The 18688-nt window shown below is 71.3% G+C and carries 19 protein-coding genes; 7 read left to right on the forward strand and 12 right to left on the reverse strand.

Annotated elements, in window-relative coordinates; genetic code table 11:
* Positions 1-79: 79 nt before the first annotated feature.
* The 3 genes from PJ985_RS03070 to PJ985_RS03080 form a co-directional block, all read right to left on the reverse strand.
* A complete protein-coding gene (locus PJ985_RS03070) occupies positions 80-373 on the reverse strand; it encodes an SCO4225 family membrane protein (protein WP_271681903.1) in 294 nt (97 codons plus the stop codon).
* A gap of 71 nt (positions 374-444) precedes the next feature.
* Positions 445-1128, reverse strand: a complete 684-nt coding sequence (locus tag PJ985_RS03075) for a response regulator (RefSeq protein WP_271681904.1) — start codon at positions 1126-1128, stop codon at positions 445-447.
* Positions 1125-3479, reverse strand: a complete 2355-nt coding sequence (locus PJ985_RS03080) for a sensor histidine kinase (protein ID WP_271682079.1) — start codon at positions 3477-3479, stop codon at positions 1125-1127. Before PJ985_RS03080 ends, PJ985_RS03075 begins: the two co-directional genes overlap by 4 nt.
* Before the next feature lie 234 nt (positions 3480-3713).
* Here PJ985_RS03080 and PJ985_RS03085 point away from each other — a divergent pair, with 234 nt between their 5' ends.
* Complete coding sequence (locus tag PJ985_RS03085; protein ID WP_271681905.1) at positions 3714-4163, forward strand: DUF5707 domain-containing protein; 450 nt, start codon at positions 3714-3716, stop codon at positions 4161-4163.
* 194 nt (positions 4164-4357) lie between these two features.
* Here PJ985_RS03085 and PJ985_RS03090 read toward each other — a convergent pair whose 3' ends face one another.
* Both PJ985_RS03090 and PJ985_RS03095 read right to left on the reverse strand, forming a co-directional pair.
* A complete protein-coding gene (locus PJ985_RS03090; protein WP_271681906.1) occupies positions 4358-4858 on the reverse strand; it encodes a DinB family protein in 501 nt (166 codons plus the stop codon).
* Between the two features lie 28 nt (positions 4859-4886).
* A complete protein-coding gene (locus tag PJ985_RS03095; protein WP_271681907.1) occupies positions 4887-5513 on the reverse strand; it encodes a class I SAM-dependent methyltransferase in 627 nt (208 codons plus the stop codon).
* Between the two features lie 94 nt (positions 5514-5607).
* Between PJ985_RS03095 and PJ985_RS03100 the strand changes: the two genes are divergently transcribed.
* The gene (locus PJ985_RS03100) at positions 5608-6213 is read left to right on the forward strand and encodes a helix-turn-helix domain-containing protein (protein WP_271681908.1); all 606 of its coding nucleotides are present in this window, start codon (positions 5608-5610) and stop codon (positions 6211-6213) included.
* A gap of 80 nt (positions 6214-6293) precedes the next feature.
* Here PJ985_RS03100 and PJ985_RS03105 read toward each other — a convergent pair whose 3' ends face one another.
* Positions 6294-6731 carry a hypothetical protein gene (locus PJ985_RS03105; protein ID WP_271681909.1) on the reverse strand — a complete coding sequence of 146 codons (438 nt, stop codon included), beginning with the start codon at positions 6729-6731 and terminating at the stop codon, positions 6294-6296.
* A 327-nt stretch (positions 6732-7058) separates the two neighbouring features.
* Here PJ985_RS03105 and PJ985_RS03110 point away from each other — a divergent pair, with 327 nt between their 5' ends.
* Positions 7059-7436 carry a DUF1330 domain-containing protein gene (locus tag PJ985_RS03110; RefSeq protein ID WP_271681910.1) on the forward strand — a complete coding sequence of 126 codons (378 nt, stop codon included), beginning with the start codon at positions 7059-7061 and terminating at the stop codon, positions 7434-7436.
* A gap of 124 nt (positions 7437-7560) precedes the next feature.
* A complete protein-coding gene (locus PJ985_RS03115) occupies positions 7561-7857 on the forward strand; it encodes a hypothetical protein (RefSeq protein ID WP_271681911.1) in 297 nt (98 codons plus the stop codon).
* Positions 7858-7926: 69 nt separating this feature from the next.
* Here PJ985_RS03115 and PJ985_RS03120 read toward each other — a convergent pair whose 3' ends face one another.
* Positions 7927-9162, reverse strand: coding sequence for a GTP-binding protein (locus PJ985_RS03120; RefSeq protein WP_271681912.1), 1236 nt, complete (start codon positions 9160-9162; stop codon positions 7927-7929).
* A gap of 163 nt (positions 9163-9325) precedes the next feature.
* Between PJ985_RS03120 and PJ985_RS03125 the strand changes: the two genes are divergently transcribed.
* Positions 9326-9919 carry a TetR/AcrR family transcriptional regulator gene (locus PJ985_RS03125; protein WP_271681913.1) on the forward strand — a complete coding sequence of 198 codons (594 nt, stop codon included), beginning with the start codon at positions 9326-9328 and terminating at the stop codon, positions 9917-9919.
* 123 nt (positions 9920-10042) lie between these two features.
* Positions 10043-10873 (forward strand): TlpA family protein disulfide reductase, encoded by an 831-nt coding sequence (locus tag PJ985_RS03130; protein ID WP_271681914.1) that lies wholly within the window; start codon positions 10043-10045, stop codon positions 10871-10873.
* A gap of 102 nt (positions 10874-10975) precedes the next feature.
* Here the strand turns inward: PJ985_RS03130 and PJ985_RS03135 are convergent, their stop codons facing one another.
* Positions 10976-11932 carry a PASTA domain-containing protein gene (locus tag PJ985_RS03135; RefSeq protein ID WP_271681915.1) on the reverse strand — a complete coding sequence of 319 codons (957 nt, stop codon included), beginning with the start codon at positions 11930-11932 and terminating at the stop codon, positions 10976-10978.
* Positions 11933-12375: 443 nt separating this feature from the next.
* Here PJ985_RS03135 and PJ985_RS03140 point away from each other — a divergent pair, with 443 nt between their 5' ends.
* Positions 12376-14205: a SpoIIE family protein phosphatase gene (locus PJ985_RS03140; RefSeq protein ID WP_271682080.1), complete on the forward strand. Its 1830-nt coding sequence runs from the start codon at positions 12376-12378 to the stop codon at positions 14203-14205.
* A 74-nt stretch (positions 14206-14279) separates the two neighbouring features.
* Here PJ985_RS03140 and PJ985_RS03145 read toward each other — a convergent pair whose 3' ends face one another.
* From PJ985_RS03145 to PJ985_RS03160, 4 genes are read right to left on the reverse strand one after another with little or no spacing between them, the layout of a single operon-like run.
* Entirely contained in the window at positions 14280-14768 is a 489-nt protein-coding gene (locus PJ985_RS03145; RefSeq protein WP_271681916.1) for a hypothetical protein, read from the reverse strand.
* Positions 14758-15915, reverse strand: coding sequence for a hypothetical protein (locus tag PJ985_RS03150; protein WP_271681917.1), 1158 nt, complete (start codon positions 15913-15915; stop codon positions 14758-14760). The genes PJ985_RS03145 and PJ985_RS03150 overlap by 11 nt, the downstream gene beginning before the upstream one ends.
* The gene (locus PJ985_RS03155) at positions 15912-17906 is read right to left on the reverse strand and encodes a hypothetical protein (protein WP_271681918.1); all 1995 of its coding nucleotides are present in this window, start codon (positions 17904-17906) and stop codon (positions 15912-15914) included. Before PJ985_RS03155 ends, PJ985_RS03150 begins: the two co-directional genes overlap by 4 nt.
* Positions 17903-18676 carry a toll/interleukin-1 receptor domain-containing protein gene (locus PJ985_RS03160; RefSeq protein ID WP_271681919.1) on the reverse strand — a complete coding sequence of 258 codons (774 nt, stop codon included), beginning with the start codon at positions 18674-18676 and terminating at the stop codon, positions 17903-17905. Before PJ985_RS03160 ends, PJ985_RS03155 begins: the two co-directional genes overlap by 4 nt.
* Positions 18677-18688 lie beyond the last annotated feature (12 nt).

Genomic DNA, 18688 nt, shown 5'->3' on the forward strand with positions numbered 1-18688 from the left:
CGGTCGGATGCGACGGCTCCGCAGGTCCCGGACCCTCGGGTCCGGGACCTGCGGAGCCGGAACGCGCGCGGCGATCGGGTCACGCGCCGCGGCGCAGTGCGCGGGCGCACCAGCCTATGACCAGGGCGTTGATCAGTGCTCCGAAAATGATGGAGACGAAGAACGTCGCGATGCCCTCGGGCAGGGCGACCAGCAGCACGATGCTGGCCGGGGCGGTGGCGAGGAGCGGGATGACACCTCCCATGGATTCGTCGGAGGCGACCACCAGTGCCCACCCGAGCAGGAGGGCGCAGACGATGAGGTAGATGAGGGCGGTGATGTCGCCGAGATTGCGGCGGACTCGGCGGAGGAGGGAAGGGCCTGGACCGTTCATGGTGGGACTCCCGGGTGATGGTGGCCGTGGAGCGGCTGCTGCATGCGGCGAACGTGGTGGCCGGCGCCTGGTCAGGCGGGGGAGTGGGGCGGGTTCGGGTGGGCGAGTCCGAGGTCGTAGGCGAGGATCGTCGCCTGCACCCGGTCGCGTAGTCCGAGCTTGCGGAGCAGCGCGTTGACATGGGATTTCACGGTGCCGATGGTGATGCCGAGGTGTTCGGCGATCTCCGGGTTGGTGAGCCCGGCGGCGATCAGGGTGAGGACGCTGTGTTCGCGGGTGGTCAGGCTGTTCAGCTCGCGGGGGGTGCTGCTGCTCGGAAGGCCGGTGCCTGGTCCGGACGCGTAGTGTCCGATGAGCCGGCGGGTCGCGGACGGGGCGAGGACGCTTTCACCGACGGCCACTACGCGGATGCCGTCGAGCAGTTCACCGGGGTGGACGTCCTTGAGGAGGAAACCGGAAGCGCCGGCACGCAGTGCGTCGAACACGTACGCGTCGAGGTCGAAGGTGGTCAGCACCAGGACGCGGGGTGCGTGGGGGCGTCCGGTGATGATCCGCGTGGCGGCGATTCCGTCGAGTCCGGGCATGCGGACGTCCATGAGGACGACGTCGGGGGCCAGTTCCTCGGCGAGCCGTACCGCTTCGGCACCGTCGGCGGCCTCGCCGACCACCGTCATGTCCTCCTCGGCGTCGATCACGGCGGCGAACCCCGCCCGTACGATGCCTTGGTCGTCGACGACCAGCACGTTGAGGCTCATCGTTGTTCCTCTTCGTCGTCCTGGCGCACAGCCGGCGCGGTCAGCGGCAGCCGGATGCGCACCTGGCCCCGGGCCGTTGGGCTGGTGGTGGCAGTTCCGCCGATCACCGCGGCCCGCACCGCGAGTTGCTGACAGAGGGCGGGCCGGACGGGGTCCGGCACACCGGTCGCCGTGATCGTCAAGGCGGCTTCGTCCGCGTCGAGCTCCATGACGACGGGCTCGTCGCCGGCCGCGAGTACCGTTTCGCAGGCATGGTAGGCAGCCAGGTCCACGGTGGTGGGCAGCCGTCTCGGTATGCGGTCGGTCAGTAGTATCTCGACGTCGCGGCCCGTGGCCCGGATCTGGTGGGCGAGGAGGTCGAGGGCCTGCAGGGTGGGTTGCGGACGCAGCGCGGGCGTCGTCTCCGCGTCACGGACGGTGTCGAGCAGGGCCCGCATCGCGGCGAGGGCTTCGCGGGCGCGTTCGGCGACCGCTTCGAGCCGGCCCGCCTCGGCCTGCGCGACCATGTCGGCAGTGCGCGCCAGCACAGTGGTCTCCAGCCCGGTGGCGATCCGGCGCCGCTCCGCCCAGGCGTCCCGCACGGCCTCCTCGGTCCAGGCCGCGAGGTGCCTGGCCTGTGAGGTGCGGGCGGCCCGGCCGCGGCGCCCGCGCAGGGCTCCGCCCCACCATGCCGCGCCGATCACCATGGCCGCCTGGGCCGTCGCCCCCGCGATCAGTGCCCAGAGGGGGACGGTCGTGCCCCGGTGCAGGACGGCAGCTGTGGTGGCCGCCGCGTGTACCACCACGGCCACCACCGGGCCGGCCCACAGCGGCACGCGCGGACGGCTCTCGGTGTCGAGCGGGACGGCGTCGAGAGGGCCGGTGGTGGCCGTGCGGACCGCGGCGGAGGAGACCGCAGCGCAGGTGGCGATCATGCTCAGCAAGGGCGGCAGGAGTACCCAGCCGGTGTACTCGCCCATGACCATTGCCACCGGCCAGAGCAGCGCCAGCCCCAACACGGCTGCCTGGGTGGCAGCGGGTGCCCGGCGCTGCCACAGCAGCGCGAGCGCCTGTGCCGCGGCCAGCAGGGCGAAGAGCATGCCTGCCGACACCTGCTGCTCGCTCGAGGCGGCATCCGCCCGGATGACCAGCACGGGAAGCAGGGGTTGCAGGACGAGGCCGGCAGCGGCCGTCACCTGCGCGAGGCGGTAGTTCCACGGAACGGACCGCTCCACCGAGGCGGCGGCGGTCCGGCCGGGGAGGACCGCACGCACCTCCCAGCCGCCCTCCTCGGTCGGACCGCTCGTCAGGGTGCCACCCGCTTCCCGGGCCCGCGACCGCAGGAAGCCCTGGCCGCGTCCTGAGCCGAGGTTTGCGGCGTGCGCCGCCGATCCGGCCGGTGGTGCCCCGCTCGTGACCACGACCTCCGTGCGGGCATCGCCGTACCGGCATCTCACGGTCGTGGGCGCACCGGGTGCGTGCCGCGCCACGTTGGTCAGTGACTCGCGCACGATGCCGTACGCCGCGTCCGCGACGGCGCCGTTCGGCAGCGGGTCGATCTCGCTCTCCACCCGCTGTCCCAACTGGGAGAACCCGGTGACCAGACCCAGCAGCCGTTCCCTGGGCGACGGCATTTCTTCCCGGGAGGGCGTCGGCGCCCGCACCGCGCCGAGCGCCCGGGTGACCTCCCGGCCGGTCTCGGCAGCGAACCGGAGCGCTTCACCGGCCAGTTCGGGACGACGGTCGCGCAGCCCCAGCGCCGCACCCGCCGTGACCACCACGGCCGTCAGATGGTGGGCGCTGACGTCGTGCAGTTCCCTTTCCATGCGGCGCCGTTCGGCCGCGGGGAGCCGGTGGCGCTCGGTCTCGGCTCGTTTCAGCAGGTGTTCGGAAGCCTGTCGCGCACGACGGGCTCGCCGCACCAGGAGTCCGGCGGCAGACGCGGCGGCGTACAGCACGACTGTCAGGACGAGGTCGAGTCCGTTCCGGTCACTGAGCCCGTGCAGGCTGAGGTTGTGCAGAAACTGCCAGGTGGCGAGTGCTCCCAGGCACAGCAGGGCGGTGAAGGTGTCGCGTTCGCACGCCACGGTGAAGAGAGCCAGCGCGACGCCCGCTGTTCCCAGGACCGCCACCGCCCCGGGGGGCAACGGCCCGGCCCCCAGCGCACAGGCGGCGGCAATCAGGACGAGGACGGTCACCGGCTTCGAACGGCGCAGCGAGAGCGCAGCCGTCACCAGTCCGGCGACGAGCGCCGCCACGAGAAGCGCGGTGCCGGCCGGGACGATCCCGCGGATCAGGTCCGCCCCCGGCCACGCCGCGGCCTGGGCGCAGAGCACCAGGAGCGGGAGCAACCGGTCGTCGCTTCGAGTCATCACAGGAAAAGGCTATGGCTGCAGGTGAGCGGGGTTCCTCCGCCTGAAGGCGGAACCGGTTCTCTTACCTGGGTTACAGATGCTGCACCCGCGGTTCGACACGGCAATCATTCCGCAGCGTGAGGATCGCGGTGTGCCCCCGACCATAGGCTCGATCGCATCGAGAAAGCGGCCGACCACCGGCTTCTCACGCTTCTCGACAGATCAGCTCTTCAACCGGCCCGGGGGTCACTCATGTTCAAGCACGTTCTCGTCCCGTCCCTCTTCGGCGTCGTCACCGTCGGTGCCATCGCTGCCGGCGGCTTCGTGATGGCCTCGACCACCACCGAGCCGACCGTGGCGAACGGGTCGGCCCGCTACCTCGCTCCGTCCGAGGACGGCGCGGGGGAGTTCACGTACACCGCGGACGTGCGTGACGACTCGGGGATCCTCAGCCTCCACGTCATCGCGTGGCCGGCGAGTGGGGGGCTCGACCCGACCGAGGAGGAGCTTCAGCTCGTGGACGAGGCCACCTGCCGCAGCACCTCGGACGAGACATCGCACTGCACCTACGAGCTGGAGGTGGCGAAGCAGGAGGTGGACGAGCTACCGGAGGGAACGTGGTACGTGTCGGTGCTGGCCACGGCGAACGACGGCGACACGACGTTCCTGCCCGAGGCGGCCACATTCGCGTTCACGCACTGATCCGCTCCGTCCGCCGGCGGCTTCGAGCCGTCCTCTCACCACAACCCTCACCGATAGGCAGCAATCCACGATGGCGTTCATCACCGTCGGCCGGAGTGACGTGCAGTCAAGGTGATGTGTGGCCAGGTCGGTGAAGGTGGTGGGGAGCTTGGCAACCCGTCGCTCCGGGCTGTTTCCCGGCAGGGATGTGGAGGTCAGCGTCCGGTGGAGCCGTCGATGAGTTCGCGGAGGATGTCCGCGTGGCCGGCGTGGCGGCCGGTCTCCTCGATCAGGTGGGTGAGTGCCCAGCGGACGCTGGGCGCGGGGCTGTTCGGCCGGGCGCGGGGCAGCGGTGCGCCGAGGTCGGGGCACCCGTCGAGCACGTCGTCCGCCTGTGCGACGGCCCTGCGGTAGCGGGCGGTGACGTCGGCCACGGTGTCCGTGGGTGCGGCGTGGAAGGTCGCCTGCCAGTCAGTGACCCGCTCGCCGAGGAAGGTCGCCCGCTCGACGAAGGTGAGGTGGTTGAGCAGGCCGAGCAGGTTCGTGCCGGACGGCACTCCGGCGGTGCGGACCTCCGGTTCGGGGGCGCCCTCGACTTTCGCGGAGACCGAGTTCCGGAGGTAGCCGAGGAAGCCGCGCAGCACCTCGCTCTCGCTGTTGCCGGTCCGGGGCGGCGGGGTGTCGCCGTGGCGTCTGCGGCTGGGGACGGTGGACATCGTGCCTCCTCACGGGAACCGCGCCGGTTCAGGCGGTGCGGCGGATGATCAGGACGTGGTCGGTGACCTCGGCGGTGCGCCCGCCCGGTCCGGTCGCGGTCCGGCGGGTCGTGGCGGCCCGCTCGACCGTCCAGGTCGCCGGGTCCAGGCCGATGCCCGCGGCGACCTCCTGCGGCGTCGGGTACCGGACATCGGGGTCCTGGTCCCACGACCACGGAGCGGTCGAGCCGTGGTCGACGACCAGCAGCCGCCCACCCCCGCGCAGCGCGTGCGCGGCGGTGCGCAGGACGGTCGCCCGGTCCAGGTCGAAGGGTGTGTGCAGGTAGTGGGCACAGATGAGGTCGAACGTGCCCTGCGGGAAGGATTCCCCCAGGTCGTGCCGCGCGGCGGTGATCCGGTGGCCCAGTGCGCGGGAGCGGGCGAGGCCGGTGAGCCGGTCGACCGCCACGGCCGAGACGTCGACGGCGGTGACGCGCCACCCCTGGTGGGCGAGCCACAGAGCATCGCCGCCGTCGCCGCAGCCGAGGTCCAGTGCGTCGCCGGGCGGCAGACCCGTGACGGACTCGGTGAGCCGGACGTTGGGCCGCGGATCCCCGGCCGGTGGCCGGGCCGCGTGGACGCCGTCCCAGAACGTGTCCGCGTCGATGGTGCTCATCGGGGCCTCCTCAGGTCCTTCTGCCGGGGCGTCCCAGTCTTGACCGCACCGCGCGACCTGGCACGGAATCTTGCGGTTCCGGCAAGATGGTCCCGTGAGTGGTGACTCGGACGAGGTACTCGGCTCCGTGGGGCCCCGGCTGAGGGCTCTGCGTCGCGAACGAGGGATCACCCTCGCGGACCTCGCGGCGGTGACCGGCGTGTCGGAGAGCACGCTGTCCCGGCTGGAGAACGGGCAGCGCCGGGCGACTCTGGAGCTGCTGCTGCCGCTGGCCAGCACCTACAACGTTCCGCTGGACGACCTCGTCGGTGCACCGCGCACCGGTGATCCCCGCATCCATCTGAAGCCGATCCGGCGGTTCGGGATGATCTTCATTCCGCTGTCCCGGCGGCCGGGCGGCACGCAGTCCTTCAAGATGATCATTCCTGCCCGGCCGGAACCGCTCGAACCCACCCCGCAGACCCACGAGGGCTTCGAGTGGCTGTATGTGCTCAGCGGGCGCCTGCGGCTGCTGCTCGGGGACCGGGACCTGACGTTGTCGCCCGGCGAGGCGGCCGAGTTCGACACCCACCTGCCGCACTGGCTCGGCAGCGCGGACGGTGGCACGGTCGAGCTGCTCATCCTGTTCGGCCCGCAGGGCACCCGCGCGCATCTGCGCACGGCGCCCGGCCGGTCACCGCACGGCGAAACCCAGCAGTGACTCGGCGGGCTGCATGCCCGTGTCCGTCCACCTCGACAGGCATCTCGCGGTGCCGGTGCCGGTGCCGGTGCCGGTGCCGGTCAATGCTGTGTCGCGTGCTTCTTCCTTACGGTGGCGTGCGCCGCAGCGGCCCCTGCGGCGCAGCCGGGGAGCAGCACGGCGACGGCGACGAGCGTCGGGTTGACGAAGGCGGGGACCAGGTCGTGGCCGGCGTGGCACTTGTTGCGCAGGGGGAACCACTGCGACGGCTCGCGCGCGTGTTCCGTCCGGTAGGCGTTGTCGTAACGAACGCCGCGTTCCCGGCAGGTCTCCTCGGGGTCGAAACCGCCGGAGAAGACGCCGATGTACCAGGTGACGCAACCCGCGCTGGCCAGCACGACCGCGGGGAAGACCCACCACCCGGGGCGTTCCCATCCGCGGGCGGCCAGGCCGCGCCCCGTCTTCCAGAGGCTCAGCGCGACCAACGCCAGGATCAGCGGAGGGAGAAAGATGACGGACGCTGCCGTGATGGCGCTCACTGAGAACGTGATCCCTTCGTTGACCGGCGGGTTGCGGCGGCTGCCCGCCGGGGCGACGCGTGCGAGGCCGCCCGGATTCCCGCCCTCATCGCCAACGCCGCGTCAAGAGTGCCTCAGTGCATGACTGCGATGTCCGGAACTGCGGTGCCCGGAACTGCGAGCCCGGAACTGCGATGTCCGGAGAAGTGGAGACCGACCAGACGGTATGCGGCTGGCGTGCGGGCGCCTAAGCTGCTGCCGACACCAGGAGCGACGGGCCTCGGTGGTTCGCTGCCGCCCCGTGGCGATGACGAAAACCGTGAAGTGAAGACGAAAAAGGAGAGCAGCATGGCGGTCGATCCCTCAGGAACCGCTTTCACCCAGCTGATGGCGGAGGACCCGGGTGGGCCCGTCGTCATGCTCAACCTCCTTCGCTTTGCTCGTGACGGTCGCGCCTCGTACCACGAGTACTCACGGCAGGCGAGCGGCTTTCTGCAGCGTTACGGAGCCGAGGTTCTCTACGCGGGTGACGGCTCGACCCCTCTGGTCGCAGAAGCGGGCCAGGCCTGGGACGCGGTGCTGATCGTCCGCTATCCCAGCCGGGAGACGTTCTGCCGTATGGTCACCGACCCTGAGTACCAGGCGATCACCGGCCTTCGCGCGGAGGCTCTGGAGGAGGCCGTCCTGCAGGCGACCGTCCCCTGGACCTCCCGCCGCGAGGCGTAGGGAGGAAGACCGCCGGGCGCCGCGTGCGAGAAAAGGGGCCGACGATCACCGGCCGTTGCTTGTTCCGGGCTGGCCGACGGACGAGTATGGAGGTACGTGGTAAACCCGGCGAAAGGAATGGGCCATGTCTCCCACTCATGTCATGCACCAGGAACACAGTCACCGGCATGGCGCGGGCTGCGGGCATGTGGCCGTTCCGCACGAGGATCATGTGGACTACGCGCATGACGGCCATCTGCACCGGCTTCACGACACGCACGTGGATGAGTGCGAGACCGAGGAACACGAGGTGCACGAGGAGCACCCGCACCAGCACGGTGAAGGGTGCGGGCACGTGGCGGTGCCGCATGGCGATCACACCGACTACTTGCACGAGGGCCACCGGCACGCCGCCCATGACGGGCACTGGGATGATCACTGATCACTGATCACTGATCCGGTTCCGGGGGCCACGGCGCGGCCCGCCCGCCCTTCGCCCCGCCTCTTGTCACTACGGGGCGGTGACCATCCGGTCGTGGGGGTGGTCGTGCAGGCCCGGGGTGTCCCAGTGCGGGAAGGGGTCGGGGTAGCGGGCCCAGGCGTCCGGCCCGGCGGACCACTCGGCGTCGTCGAGGAGGCACTCCTCCAGAGCGGAACGCAGCGGGTCCTGTCGCAGTGCGGTGCCGATGAAAACCAGCTCCTGGCCGTGCTCGGTGCCCCCGTCGGCCCGGCGCATGCCCGACGGCTCGAAGCGTGCGACGGAACCGGCCTGGGACCACAGGCCCGTCACCTGCGGGTGGGCGGCGGTCCAGAAGAAGCCTTTGGAACGCAGCACCGTGCCGAACCGGCCGCTGTCCAGCTCCTCGGTGACCAGGTCCCACAGCCGGCCGGGGTGGAACGGGCGTGCCGCCCGGAACAGGAGGCTGGAGATGCCGTACTCCTCGGTCTCCGGCACGTGGTCGCCGTTGAGCTCGGCCACCCAGCCGGGCGCCTGCTGCGCCTTGTCGAGGTCGAACAGGCCGGTGCCGAGAATCTCCGCCGCCGGCACCCGGCCGTGCGAGGAGCGGATGACCCGGGCGGCCGGGTTGAGGCGCCGCAGGGTAGCGGTGAGCCGGTCGGCCTCCTCGGTGGCGACCAGGTCCGTCTTGTTGAGCACGATCACGTCCGCGAACTCGACCTGGTCGGCCAGCAGATCGCTGACCGTGCGGTCGTCCTCCTCGTACTGGTCGAGCCCGCGGTCGGTGAGCGCGTCCCCGCGGTCCAGCTCGGGCAGGAAGTGCACTGCGTCCACGACCGTCACCATGGTGTCCAGCCGGGCCAGATCGCCCAGGGTCGCTCCGTCGTCCCGGGGGAACGAGAAGGTCGCCGCGACCGGCATCGGCTCGGAGATGCCGCTGGATTCGATCAGCAGGTAGTCGAAGCGGCCGGTGCGGGCCAGCCGGTCCACCTCCTCCAGCAGGTCGTCCCGCAAGGTGCAGCAGATGCAGCCGTTGGTCATCTCCACCAGCCGTTCCTCGGTGCGGGACAGTGATCCGCCGTCCCGCACCAGAGCGGCATCGATGTTGATCTCGCTCATGTCGTTGACGATGACCGCCACCCGCAGGCCCTCGCGGTTGGTCAGGACGTGGTTGAGCAGCGTCGTCTTGCCCGCTCCCAGGAAGCCGGAGAGAACGGTCACCGGGAGCCTGGTGGGGACCGGCGGTGCGGTGGTGAACGGTTCTGCCGCGGGGGGCACGGGTGCGGACATGGTGAGCAACCTCCGAATGCGGGCGGGACAGGAAGCTTAGTTGACAATGATTTCCATTGCGGCGACGGGGGGTGGGCTCTCGGAGGGTTCCCCCGGTCGTGTCTTGACTGAGCGGTCAAGACACGGCTAGGTTCTTGGTCGTTCGGTCAAGTGAAGGAGTGGGATGGCGAGCGACACCAGGGAACGCATCGTCGCGGTGGCCCGTGATCTTGTGCATGGCGCTTCCCTGTCGGAGGTCAGCATGGATGGCGTCTGCCGGGCGGCCGGCGTGCACAAGGGCAGCCTGTACCACTTCTTCCCGTCCAAGGAGGCCCTGGGTGCCGCGGTGCTGGCGCGCAACTGGGAGCTGATGGACGCGGTGCTCGAAGAGGCCTTCGCCGACGATGTCGCACCGCTGGCCCGCATCGACCGCTTCATCGACGCCTTCACCCGGAGGCTGGCCATGGCGCGGGAGAAGTGGGGTGTCACGCCCGGATGTCCGCTGGGCGGCCTGGCCGCCGAGTTCGCCGGTCACGGCGACGAGGCCCGCTCGCAGGTTACGCGGATACTCAACGCCTGGACGGGTTACTTCACGGACGCGATCAGTCAGGCGAAGGTGCGCGGCGAGATCCACTCGGACGTGGACCCGGCGGAGGCCGCCACCCGCCTGCTCGCCCACCTGCAGGGGCTGGCCCTGCTGGCCAAGGCCTACGACAACCCGGAACTCATGCTGCAGGGCAAGGCGGACCTGCGGATGCTGCTGCAAGCACCGGGCTGAGCCCCGCTCCCCGCGACGCGCCCGTCACCCACCCCTGCTCGCCCCTTTCCCCTCACCCCTTCGACTTGACCGGACGGTCAACTTGACTGTTCGGTCAAGGAATTCCCCGGGAGGAACCACCCAATGACCTCGTCACCCGTCACCACGGAAGCCCACGCCGCTGATGCCTACCGTTTCGCGCGGTTCCGCACCTCGCTGCTCATCGACGACCTGACCTTCGGCCGGCAGGCCCCCGGCCCGGGCGACCGGGTCCCGGCCTTCGACCTGGCCACCCTCGACGGCGGCCGGATCCGGTCCGGTGATCTCGGTGCGCTGCCGGTGCTGCTGGTATTCGGGTCACGCACCTGCCCGGTCACCGAGAGCGCCGGACCGGTTCTGCGCCGGCTGCACACGCGGTACGGCGACCGGGTCCGGTTCGTGTGGGTCAACACCCGCGAGGCGCATCCGGGCGAGGTCTTCGGCCAGCCACGCACCTATGCGGAGAAGCTCACGCACGCCGAGCACCTGCGCGACCACCACTCCGTGGCGTTCGAGGTGGCGGTGGACGACATCGACGGGCGGCTGCACCGGGCCATGAGCCCGAAACCCAACTCCGCCTACCTCATCGACCCCACCGGCGTGATCCGCTACCGCGCCCACTGGGCCAACGACGAGGCCGGGCTGCGCGCGGCGCTGGCCGACCTCACCGCCGGGCGCGCGCCGCGGCGCGGACGCAGCAGAGCCATGGCCGGTCCCCTCCTGCGGGCTGTGGGGCACCTGCCCGGCGTGGTGCGTTTCGCCGGACGTCAGGTCGAACGTGACGTGTGGCGGGCGGCACCGCCGCTGGCCGTCCTCGGACGGCTGTCGCGCCTCTTCACCCGCCTGCCCACCGACCGTCGCGGCCCCGCAGCCGCAGCCACGCTCGGGGTGGCTGCGGCTGCGGCGCTGGTCCTGGCGCTGGGCACGTTCCGCTGAACGCCCGGGGCGGGCGAGCAGGGCTCACGCCCCTCGGCCGGCGGCCGGCCGGTCATACTGACGGCGGCGGCACCGCGCGCCGCCCCGTTCCGTGCGGCCGGCTCAGTGGTAGTTCCAGCGTTGCCCGTCGTCCCGCACCTTGCAGTGGATGACGGTGCCCTGGGCGTCGTGGGTGTGCAGGCCGACATGTGCGTTGGCGCAGAACTGGCCTGCCCGGTAACAGTTCCCGGCCGGGGACATCAGCTCACAGGTACCGTCCCAGCCGCCGGTGGACCCGCCGCCGCCCGTGCTGCCGCCGGAGCTGCCGTCCGTGGACCCGCCGCCTGTGCCACCGCCCGTGCCGCTGTCCGAGCCACCGCCGGTGCTGCTGTCCGGAGGAGGCGGAGGGGTCCAGGCGGGGTCCTTCGTCTCGTCCTGGTAGGTACCCGGCGCGGACGGGCAGGAATCGCCCTTGACCAGGGACAGCGTGAGTTCGGTGTCCGGCTTGATGTCGCTGCCGGACTTCAGAGACTGGAAGCAGACCCAGTAGCTGTCCCCGTCGTCCGCCACCTTGCCGGCCGGGACGGTCACGTCCTCGTACGCCGAGTCGACGCTGATGCCGTCCCGGTCCAGGCCCGCCTTCGTCAGTGCGGTGACGGCCTTGGCATACGTCATGCCGGTGACGTCCGGGGCCTCCGGCCACGTGAGGGCGTCGCCGGCCTTCTTCGGGCACAGCGCGCCCTCGGTGACCGCGCCGAAGTCGACGGTGCCGTAGCCGATGGTCTCGAAGCAGACCGTCCAGCCCTTCGCCGCCTTGGCGTCACCCTTGCCGGCGTCGTACGAGGTGACGGTGTACCCGGCGGCCTCGGCGGCCTGCCGGGCGTCACCCAGCCGCTCGCCCTTCTGGGAGGATATTCGCTCCGGTTCGGCCGTCTCGGTGGCCGTCGCGGTGACGGTGACCGCCGGGGTCGCTTCCCCGGCTTGTGCGGACGTGTCCGTCGCGCAGGCCCCCAGCAGGAAGATGCCGGCAACACCTAACGCGGCACGTCTTCCGCGGCCCGGCAGGGCGGCACGGATCATGGTGGTTCCTCTCCACGTGCGGGACCGGGCCGTCGGCTGACGGCCGGAGGTGGTGTGGGGGAGGAGCAGTAGATCACCCCGCAAACTCCGCGTACGGGCATAACGGTGATGCTGTGGCTCGTCCGTGATGTGCGAGGCTGTCGCCCGGCTTCGCACGGAGGCGGTGGTGGGCGGAGGGGTGCGGCACAAGCGCCGCGGAGACCGGTGGGCTTCCCTGTCCGCTTCCGCAGCGGCACGCGAGAGCCGTGGACGGCGGTCCGGAGAGAAGTGTGCGCTGTGCCTTCCCGCGTGGCCCACCCGAGAAGTGCGAGCATGGCGGCACGAATGGCCGGACTCACCCGGGTCCCACCGCATCGGGGAGAGCTGGAAGCGGAGAAGAGCCCGGGGACAGCGGACCCGGCAAGCGACGCCGGCGTGACGCGAGTGAGGGGTGAGACCAGATGATGAGTGCAAGCGAGCAGCCGGGCGACCGGACCCTCTTCGCGGCCGTGTTCCAGGATCTCGGGGCGGGCGTCTACACCACCGACCACACCGGTCGGATCACCTCGGCCAACCCATGGGCCGGGCGACTGGTCGGCAGGTCCGCGGCAGAGCTGATCGGCAGCGACGCCCACGAGCTGCTGCACCGCGACGCGGACGGCGGCACGGTGCCCCGAGAGGAGTGCAAGCTGCTCGCGACAGCCGCCGACGACCGGGCGGTGTGGGGTAGCGAGGAGTACTTCGTCCGGGCGGACGGCTCCCTGGTGCCGATCATCTGGGCGGCCACTCCACTGCGGCTGGAGGGCCGGGAGAGTGGGAGAGTCGTCGTCTTCCACGACTTCAGCCTGCACCGCAGCGCCGCCGAGCAGACGGCCGCGCATCTGGCGGCGCTGGAGGAGCTGACCACCCGGCTGAGCATGGTGGCGGAGATCTCCTCCGTGATCAGCGCCACCGTGGACGTGTCCAAGATGCTGCACCGGCTGGTCCGCCTGCTGGTTCCGGACCTGGCGGGCTGGGCCGCGGCCGACCTGCACAGCGAGTACGCCACCGAAGTGGAGCGGGTCGCCGTGTACAGCGCGGAGGGCAACGAGCGGACCGACTCACTGGAAGGGCCGCTTCCCCCGCTCCGGGCGAGCTCCCGGTCGGCGCTGTCCCGTGTCGTGCAGAGCGGGCACCCCGCCGTGCTCACCGCCGAGGACTGCCATCCCCGGTCCGGCTCGCTCCTCGCCGAGGCCTACCGGAGCGTCTTCGACCGGCTCGGCGGGCACTCCGCGGTGGTGGTGCCGCTGCGCGCCCGCCAGCACGTGTTCGGCGCGCTCACCGTGGCCCGTACCGGGGACTCCCCGCCCTTCGACGACGCCGAGCTGCTCCTCCTGGCCGACGTGGGACGCCGTGCCGGGCTGGCGATGGACAACGCGCAGCTGTACCACCAGCAACGGCACGTCGCCGAGACCATGCAGCGCCAACTGCTCACCCCGCTGCCCCAGGTGGACCACCTCCGGATGGCCGCGCGGTACCAGCCCGCGCAGAGCGCCGGGGAGGTGGGCGGGGACTGGTACGACGCCTTCCTGCTCGCCGACGGATGCACCACGATGATCATCGGGGACGTGGTCGGCCACGATCTGCAGGCCGCGGCCCATATGGCCGAGGTCCGCAACATGCTGCGTGCGCTGGCCTGGGACCGCCAGGAGCCGCCCAGCGTGATCATGCGCCGGCTCGACGAGGCCATGACGAACACCAGTGACGCCCCCATGGCCACGGTCGTCTTCGCGCGGGTGGAAGGCGAGGAGGGCGGCCCCTGGCAGCTGCACTGGGTCAACGCCGGGCATCCCCCGCCCCTGCTGATCACCTCCGACGGGACCACCCGGTACCTGGAGGGCGGCCACGGTCCGCTGCTCGGCATGAGCGCCACCCTGGAGCTGGGCCTGAACTGGCCCGACGCCCGTGAGGACCTCCCCCCGGAGTCGACCGTCCTGTTCTACACCGACGGCCTGGTGGAGAGCCGCACCCGCCCCATCGACGTCGGCCTGGGCCAGCTGCGCCGCCATGCCGCGGCCCTGGTCGGCCTGGAGGTGGACGAGTTCTGCGACGAGCTTCTCGTACGCATGGACCCCCGCGGCGATGACGTCGCCCTGCTGGTCATGCGGCTGCCGGGGGCGGGGGCCGGTACCGAGAGCGACACCCGGCCGCCGCCTCCTCCCCAGCGAGGAGGCAGCCCCGCCGCCCCCGACCGGGCCGCCCCCGGCTCGCAGAAGGAGCACCCCGAAGTGACGGACCCCAGCAGCGGCCCGTGACCCCGCCGGCCCGGCCGGAGCGTCCGGGGCATGTGCTGCCCGTGCCCTCAGGAGAGGGCCAGTGCGGTGCGGCGTCAGTCGTCCCCCGGGTGCCGGTGCTGGGGCTGTTCCTGTTGCCGGGGCGCGGGCGAGGGGAGCGTCAGGCCACCGATGTGACCGCTCTGGATGACGGGGCCGTGCTGGATCCCCCCGCTGATCACGTTGCGGACGCCCGGTTGCTCCCGCCCGGCAGCCGGCACCTCCAGGGCTTCCAGCGAGTCGAGCAGCTCGCGCAGCCCTTGCACACCGCCGGGCTGACACCGGAGGAGGACCTCCAGCCGCGCCCGCCATTGGGCGGTGGCGCCACTCAGGAGAGCTTCGTCCGCCGTGTTCCGGGCGGCGAGCAGACTGCGGTGTGCCGTGTCCAGCGCGGCTGCGGCCCCGACGGCTCCGCCGGGCTGTTCACGGTTCCGGGAGAGGAACCGCGCGGCTCTGTCCCGTGCCTGCTCCCATGCGTCCGTGAGCATCAGCCCGACCAGGGTGGTGGCCCCGGAGGCCGCCAGCGCGGCCATTTCACTGCTCATCCTTCTCCTCCATGAAGAGCGTCCGGCCGATGCCGTGCGCGGGCCGGGCGGCGGAGGGCCGATCTCCGGAGACCGTTGTTCCGTTCGTACCGTTCAGGTGTGTGCCCCACTCCTGGGCGGCCTGGGCGGCCGGCGGGTCGTAGCGCCGGCTGATCTCGTCCGCGGTCTCGTGCCGGTCCTGGGTGCGGAGGTAGTGGGCGATCTGCTTGGTCAGGAGGGTCCGCCGGACGTCTCCCTCGCTCAGGCCCATGCCGCGGAGGAACGCGTCGTAGTGGTCCGCGGCAGAAGCGCGAGGGTCCGGCACCCGGGGGTCGTCGTCCGGGAAGGGGGCAGGGGACTGCTCCGGCTCGGCCGGGTCCTGGCCGGGAACGAGGTGCCGCAGCCGCTCGGGAATGTCCGCGTCGTTGGCCGCGGAGGTCAGCTGGGCGAGAAGGCCGATGTCCCCGACTGCCTTCTCCACCTGGTCCTCGTTCTTGGCGAGCCACCAGATCACCGCGCTCCCGGTGTCTTTGAGCACGTCCTCGCCCAGGTACTGCCGCTTGCTCTGCTCGTGTTTCCTCCGGTGCTCCCACAGCGACTCGTCCTTGCGCACCTCCGCGAGCGTTTCCAGCCTTGCGTGGTCCTGCTCGGTGAGCGTGAGCGTGATGCCCTCGGCCATGACCTGGAGGTGTCCCGTCGGCTCCGGCTGCATCGTGCTCAGCGCGCCGCTCAGCTCGTGCTGCACGAGCGACACCCGGGCCGGCTCGCGCTGCTCGGTGAGCGTCCGGGCCCGGGCGAGGACCGCTTCCACCGCCAGCCCGGCCGGGTTGACGAGCGGGTCCGTGCCGGTGGTGCCCCTCGGGCACCACCGAACGGTGCCGGAGAAGAGGAAGTCGTAGTCGTCCCACTGGCTCGGCAACGCCACGTCGACGACCTGCTGTTCCCTGCGCTCCACCGGGACGGCGGGCAGGTAGGGAACCAGATCGGCGGGCAGCGAGGTGCGGCGCAGTGCGGCCACCTTCAGGACCAGCGCGGGAGCGCCGGCCATCAGCACGGCCAGCGCCGGCCACGCCCATGGGGGCCACTCCGCCGTCACTCCGATGATGGTGAGCAGCAGGCCGGAGAGAACGGTGACGAAGACGGCCATGGTCTTGTATCCGGTGCTCACGGTGCGGTCTCCCTGGATGGCTGGGATGGTGTCGCCCGGGCGCGGAGCTCCTGCGCCGCGGAGATCTTGCTGAGCAGCAACTCGGTGATCTCGGAGCCCTGCCCGGGGCCTTCCGGCGCTGAGGGCTCCGCCTGCCGGGCGAGCCGGTACAGGCGGGCGTACACCTCGCCCCGGTGCCCGGCTCCTGCGACCAGGACGTCGAGGAGCAGTTCCCGGTGCCGGCCGTCCGTGCCGCACGCTGCGTGGAGCCAGCGCGTTGCCGGTGCCTGCCAGGCGGTGACCGGGAGGTCGCCGAACACACTGGCCCACCCGGTGATGAGCCAGCCCCGCACCGCCGCTTCCATCAGGAGTGAACGGCCGTTTCCCCAAGAGGCGTGAAGAGGCCCGGGGTCGGCGATCCGCAGGAACAGGCCCAGGTCTTCCGCCCTGACATGCTCCCGGCCCTCCGCGATCCGGTACAGCATGCGCCGACGCAGTCGGTGGTGCGTGTCCACCAGCCGGCAGAGCGCGTCCTGCGCACGGCGGGTGTCGCGTTCCCGGTGGGCCAGGTGGTGGAGCCGGACCATGGCCTGGTCGGGATGGTGCACGGCGATCTCCTGGGCGCAGACCTCCACCAGCACCTGCGCGAGCTCCGCGCGCAGCTGGCCGCTGAGAGACCAGTGATAGATCTTCTGCCGGAGCGGCTGGCCGTGTTTCTCGTCGCGCAGGCCGTGGACCAGTGCCTGCGCTGCCGCTCTCATGCGGCGTGCCGTGGTGGGGGGCGCGGTCCACTGTTCTGCGAGGGACGCCACGCCGTCCCAGCGCCCGGTACGCAGGTACTGGCTCGTGAGCCGTTCCACGAGCCGGTCGCGCTCGGCCGGGGAGAAGAAGGGGTCGGCAAGATCCACCGTACGGCCGGCCCAGGTGCACAGGTGGGGGCGCAGATCAGGCATGTGGTCCCAGAAGTGTGCCCGGACCGCCGCGTCCTGGTCGAGCTCCCGGAAACGGACCCGGCCGGCCGGGTCGAGACCGACGGAGAGGGCACCGAAACGTTCGGACAGATCGGCGCGGGCCAGCAGGGGACGCTCGTCCTCGGGGTGCTTCAGCGTACGGAGCAGGACGGTGGTGCCGCGGTCCACGATGTCGGGGTGGGCTCCGTGCAGCATGGCGGTGCTGAGGAGCAGTGCCCGCTGCGGTCCTTCCGGCAGGGCGGCGACCCACCGGGCGACCTGGGGGCCGCGGTCGGTCAGGGTTGCCCGGGCGCTCTCGCACCAGGCGGCGAAGCCGGTCCCGGAGGTGCCGGCCGCTTGCGCCTTGACGACGTAGCCGGCGAACTGTGCGACCTCCCGCATCGGGCGTTCCTCCGCCAGGAAGTCGTCCAGGGCCGGGGCCGGCTGGTCGGTCCGGTCCAGCGGCACTCCTTCGGTGCGCAGGTAGCGGCGCAACACCTCCTTTGCGGGCGGCCGCAGAATCTCCGCGTGGTACGGGCTGAGGTCGGCCTCCAGCCGGCCGCCCCGGTGGCGCGGCATGACGACGACGAGGTGGGCCCCCTGATCGCGCACTGTCTCGCGGAAGGAGGAGAGTTCCGTCCGCACGGCGTCCCACTGGGGCTCCTGAGCGGCCGACAGGTCCAGCAGCAGCCGGTCGCCGGCCCCGACCAGTGCCGGATCCAGGACGGACCGGTCCTGGTCGTCGGCCACCAGCTCGTGGAACATCCCGGTGGTGCGGTGGAGTTCGTGCAGCAGGATGCGTGCGGCAGAGGTTCTCCCGCTTCCCGGTACGCCGTCCAGGAGTACGGTGCTGGTCCCGGCCAGGATCCGGCGCGCTTCGCTGAATCCGGTCGGGTACACGAACCGCTGTGTCAGCAGGCGCAGTTGATCCTCGGCGTACCGGCGTGGGCTTCGCCCCCGGGAGTCCTCGGTGAGCGTATGGACGAGCAGGTTGTACTGGTCCCCGCTCCCCGTGTGCACCGGTGCCTGCGGGTCGATGACCCGGGTGGTGAGGTCGCTCACCGGTCGTTGTCCTCACGCGCGCGTGAGCCGCCGAAGGTGTGCTGGATGCCGCCGTGGTTGTCGCCCTCGATGTTCGCCATGCCGTCACCGGTGTAGTGCCGCCCACCCGAGACGTGCCGGGAGTTCTGGTAGATGTCCCCTTTGCCGGTGTGTACCGGACCGGAGCTGTTCTCGACCACCGTGCTTGCGCCCCCGGTGGTCACGTCCCCGGTGATGTCCCTGCTCTGCACCACGGTGCCGTGCACCTCCTCCGCGGAGTTGCCCACCGGGCGGGAGCGTGCGGGCTTGCGGTCGGCGCGGCCGGTGCGGTCCGCTGCGGAGAGTGCGGGGACCAAGTCGGCGGCCTGGTCACCGATGCGCGCGAGATCCGCCTCACTGTTCTGCATGTCCAGCCGCATCGACTGCACTTCACCGAGCCGTGCCAGTTCGGGCGGGAGGTCGCTGCTTCGCAGGCGCTCCGTTTTCCGTCCTTCCATGATGGGAAGGACCGGCAGCCCGCAGTCGAACGCCGCAAGGATTTCCTGGCGGACCCAGTCGTCGGGATGGTGCAGCCCGGCCGAGTGAATCCATTCCGGGCCGATCACCGCCAGGAGAAGGGCGCTGCGCCGCACCTGGGGAAGCAGTTCGTCGGTGAACCGCTTGCCGGGAGCGAGGGACCGGGTGCAGCGGAAGATGTGGTCCGCGCCGAAACGCTGCGAGAGTGCGTGGTCGATCAGGGCGGCTGTTTTTTCTCCGTCGCCGGTGCGGTAGTTGATGAACACCTCGGGCATGAGACATGTCCT

It is taken from the genome of Streptomyces sp. ACA25 (assembly GCF_028200735.1).
In the GTDB taxonomy this organism is placed as follows: Bacteria; Actinomycetota; Actinomycetes; order Streptomycetales; family Streptomycetaceae; genus Streptomyces.

Coding starts and splice junctions, on each gene's coding strand:
- PJ985_RS03070 (WP_271681903.1), bottom strand. CDS start 373: ATGAACGGTCCAGGCCCTTCCCTCCTCCGCCGAGTCCGCCGCAATCTC.
- PJ985_RS03075 (WP_271681904.1), bottom strand. CDS start 1,128: ATGAGCCTCAACGTGCTGGTCGTCGACGACCAAGGCATCGTACGGGCG.
- PJ985_RS03080 (WP_271682079.1), bottom strand. CDS start 3,479: ATGACTCGAAGCGACGACCGGTTGCTCCCGCTCCTGGTGCTCTGCGCC.
- PJ985_RS03085 (WP_271681905.1), top strand. CDS start 3,714: ATGTTCAAGCACGTTCTCGTCCCGTCCCTCTTCGGCGTCGTCACCGTC.
- PJ985_RS03090 (WP_271681906.1), bottom strand. CDS start 4,858: ATGTCCACCGTCCCCAGCCGCAGACGCCACGGCGACACCCCGCCGCCC.
- PJ985_RS03095 (WP_271681907.1), bottom strand. CDS start 5,513: ATGAGCACCATCGACGCGGACACGTTCTGGGACGGCGTCCACGCGGCC.
- PJ985_RS03110 (WP_271681910.1), top strand. CDS start 7,059: ATGGCGGTCGATCCCTCAGGAACCGCTTTCACCCAGCTGATGGCGGAG.
- PJ985_RS03115 (WP_271681911.1), top strand. CDS start 7,561: ATGTCTCCCACTCATGTCATGCACCAGGAACACAGTCACCGGCATGGC.
- PJ985_RS03120 (WP_271681912.1), bottom strand. CDS start 9,162: ATGTCCGCACCCGTGCCCCCCGCGGCAGAACCGTTCACCACCGCACCG.
- PJ985_RS03125 (WP_271681913.1), top strand. CDS start 9,326: ATGGCGAGCGACACCAGGGAACGCATCGTCGCGGTGGCCCGTGATCTT.
- PJ985_RS03130 (WP_271681914.1), top strand. CDS start 10,043: ATGACCTCGTCACCCGTCACCACGGAAGCCCACGCCGCTGATGCCTAC.
- PJ985_RS03135 (WP_271681915.1), bottom strand. CDS start 11,932: ATGATCCGTGCCGCCCTGCCGGGCCGCGGAAGACGTGCCGCGTTAGGT.
- PJ985_RS03140 (WP_271682080.1), top strand. CDS start 12,376: ATGAGTGCAAGCGAGCAGCCGGGCGACCGGACCCTCTTCGCGGCCGTG.
- PJ985_RS03145 (WP_271681916.1), bottom strand. CDS start 14,768: ATGAGCAGTGAAATGGCCGCGCTGGCGGCCTCCGGGGCCACCACCCTG.
- PJ985_RS03160 (WP_271681919.1), bottom strand. CDS start 18,676: ATGCCCGAGGTGTTCATCAACTACCGCACCGGCGACGGAGAAAAAACA.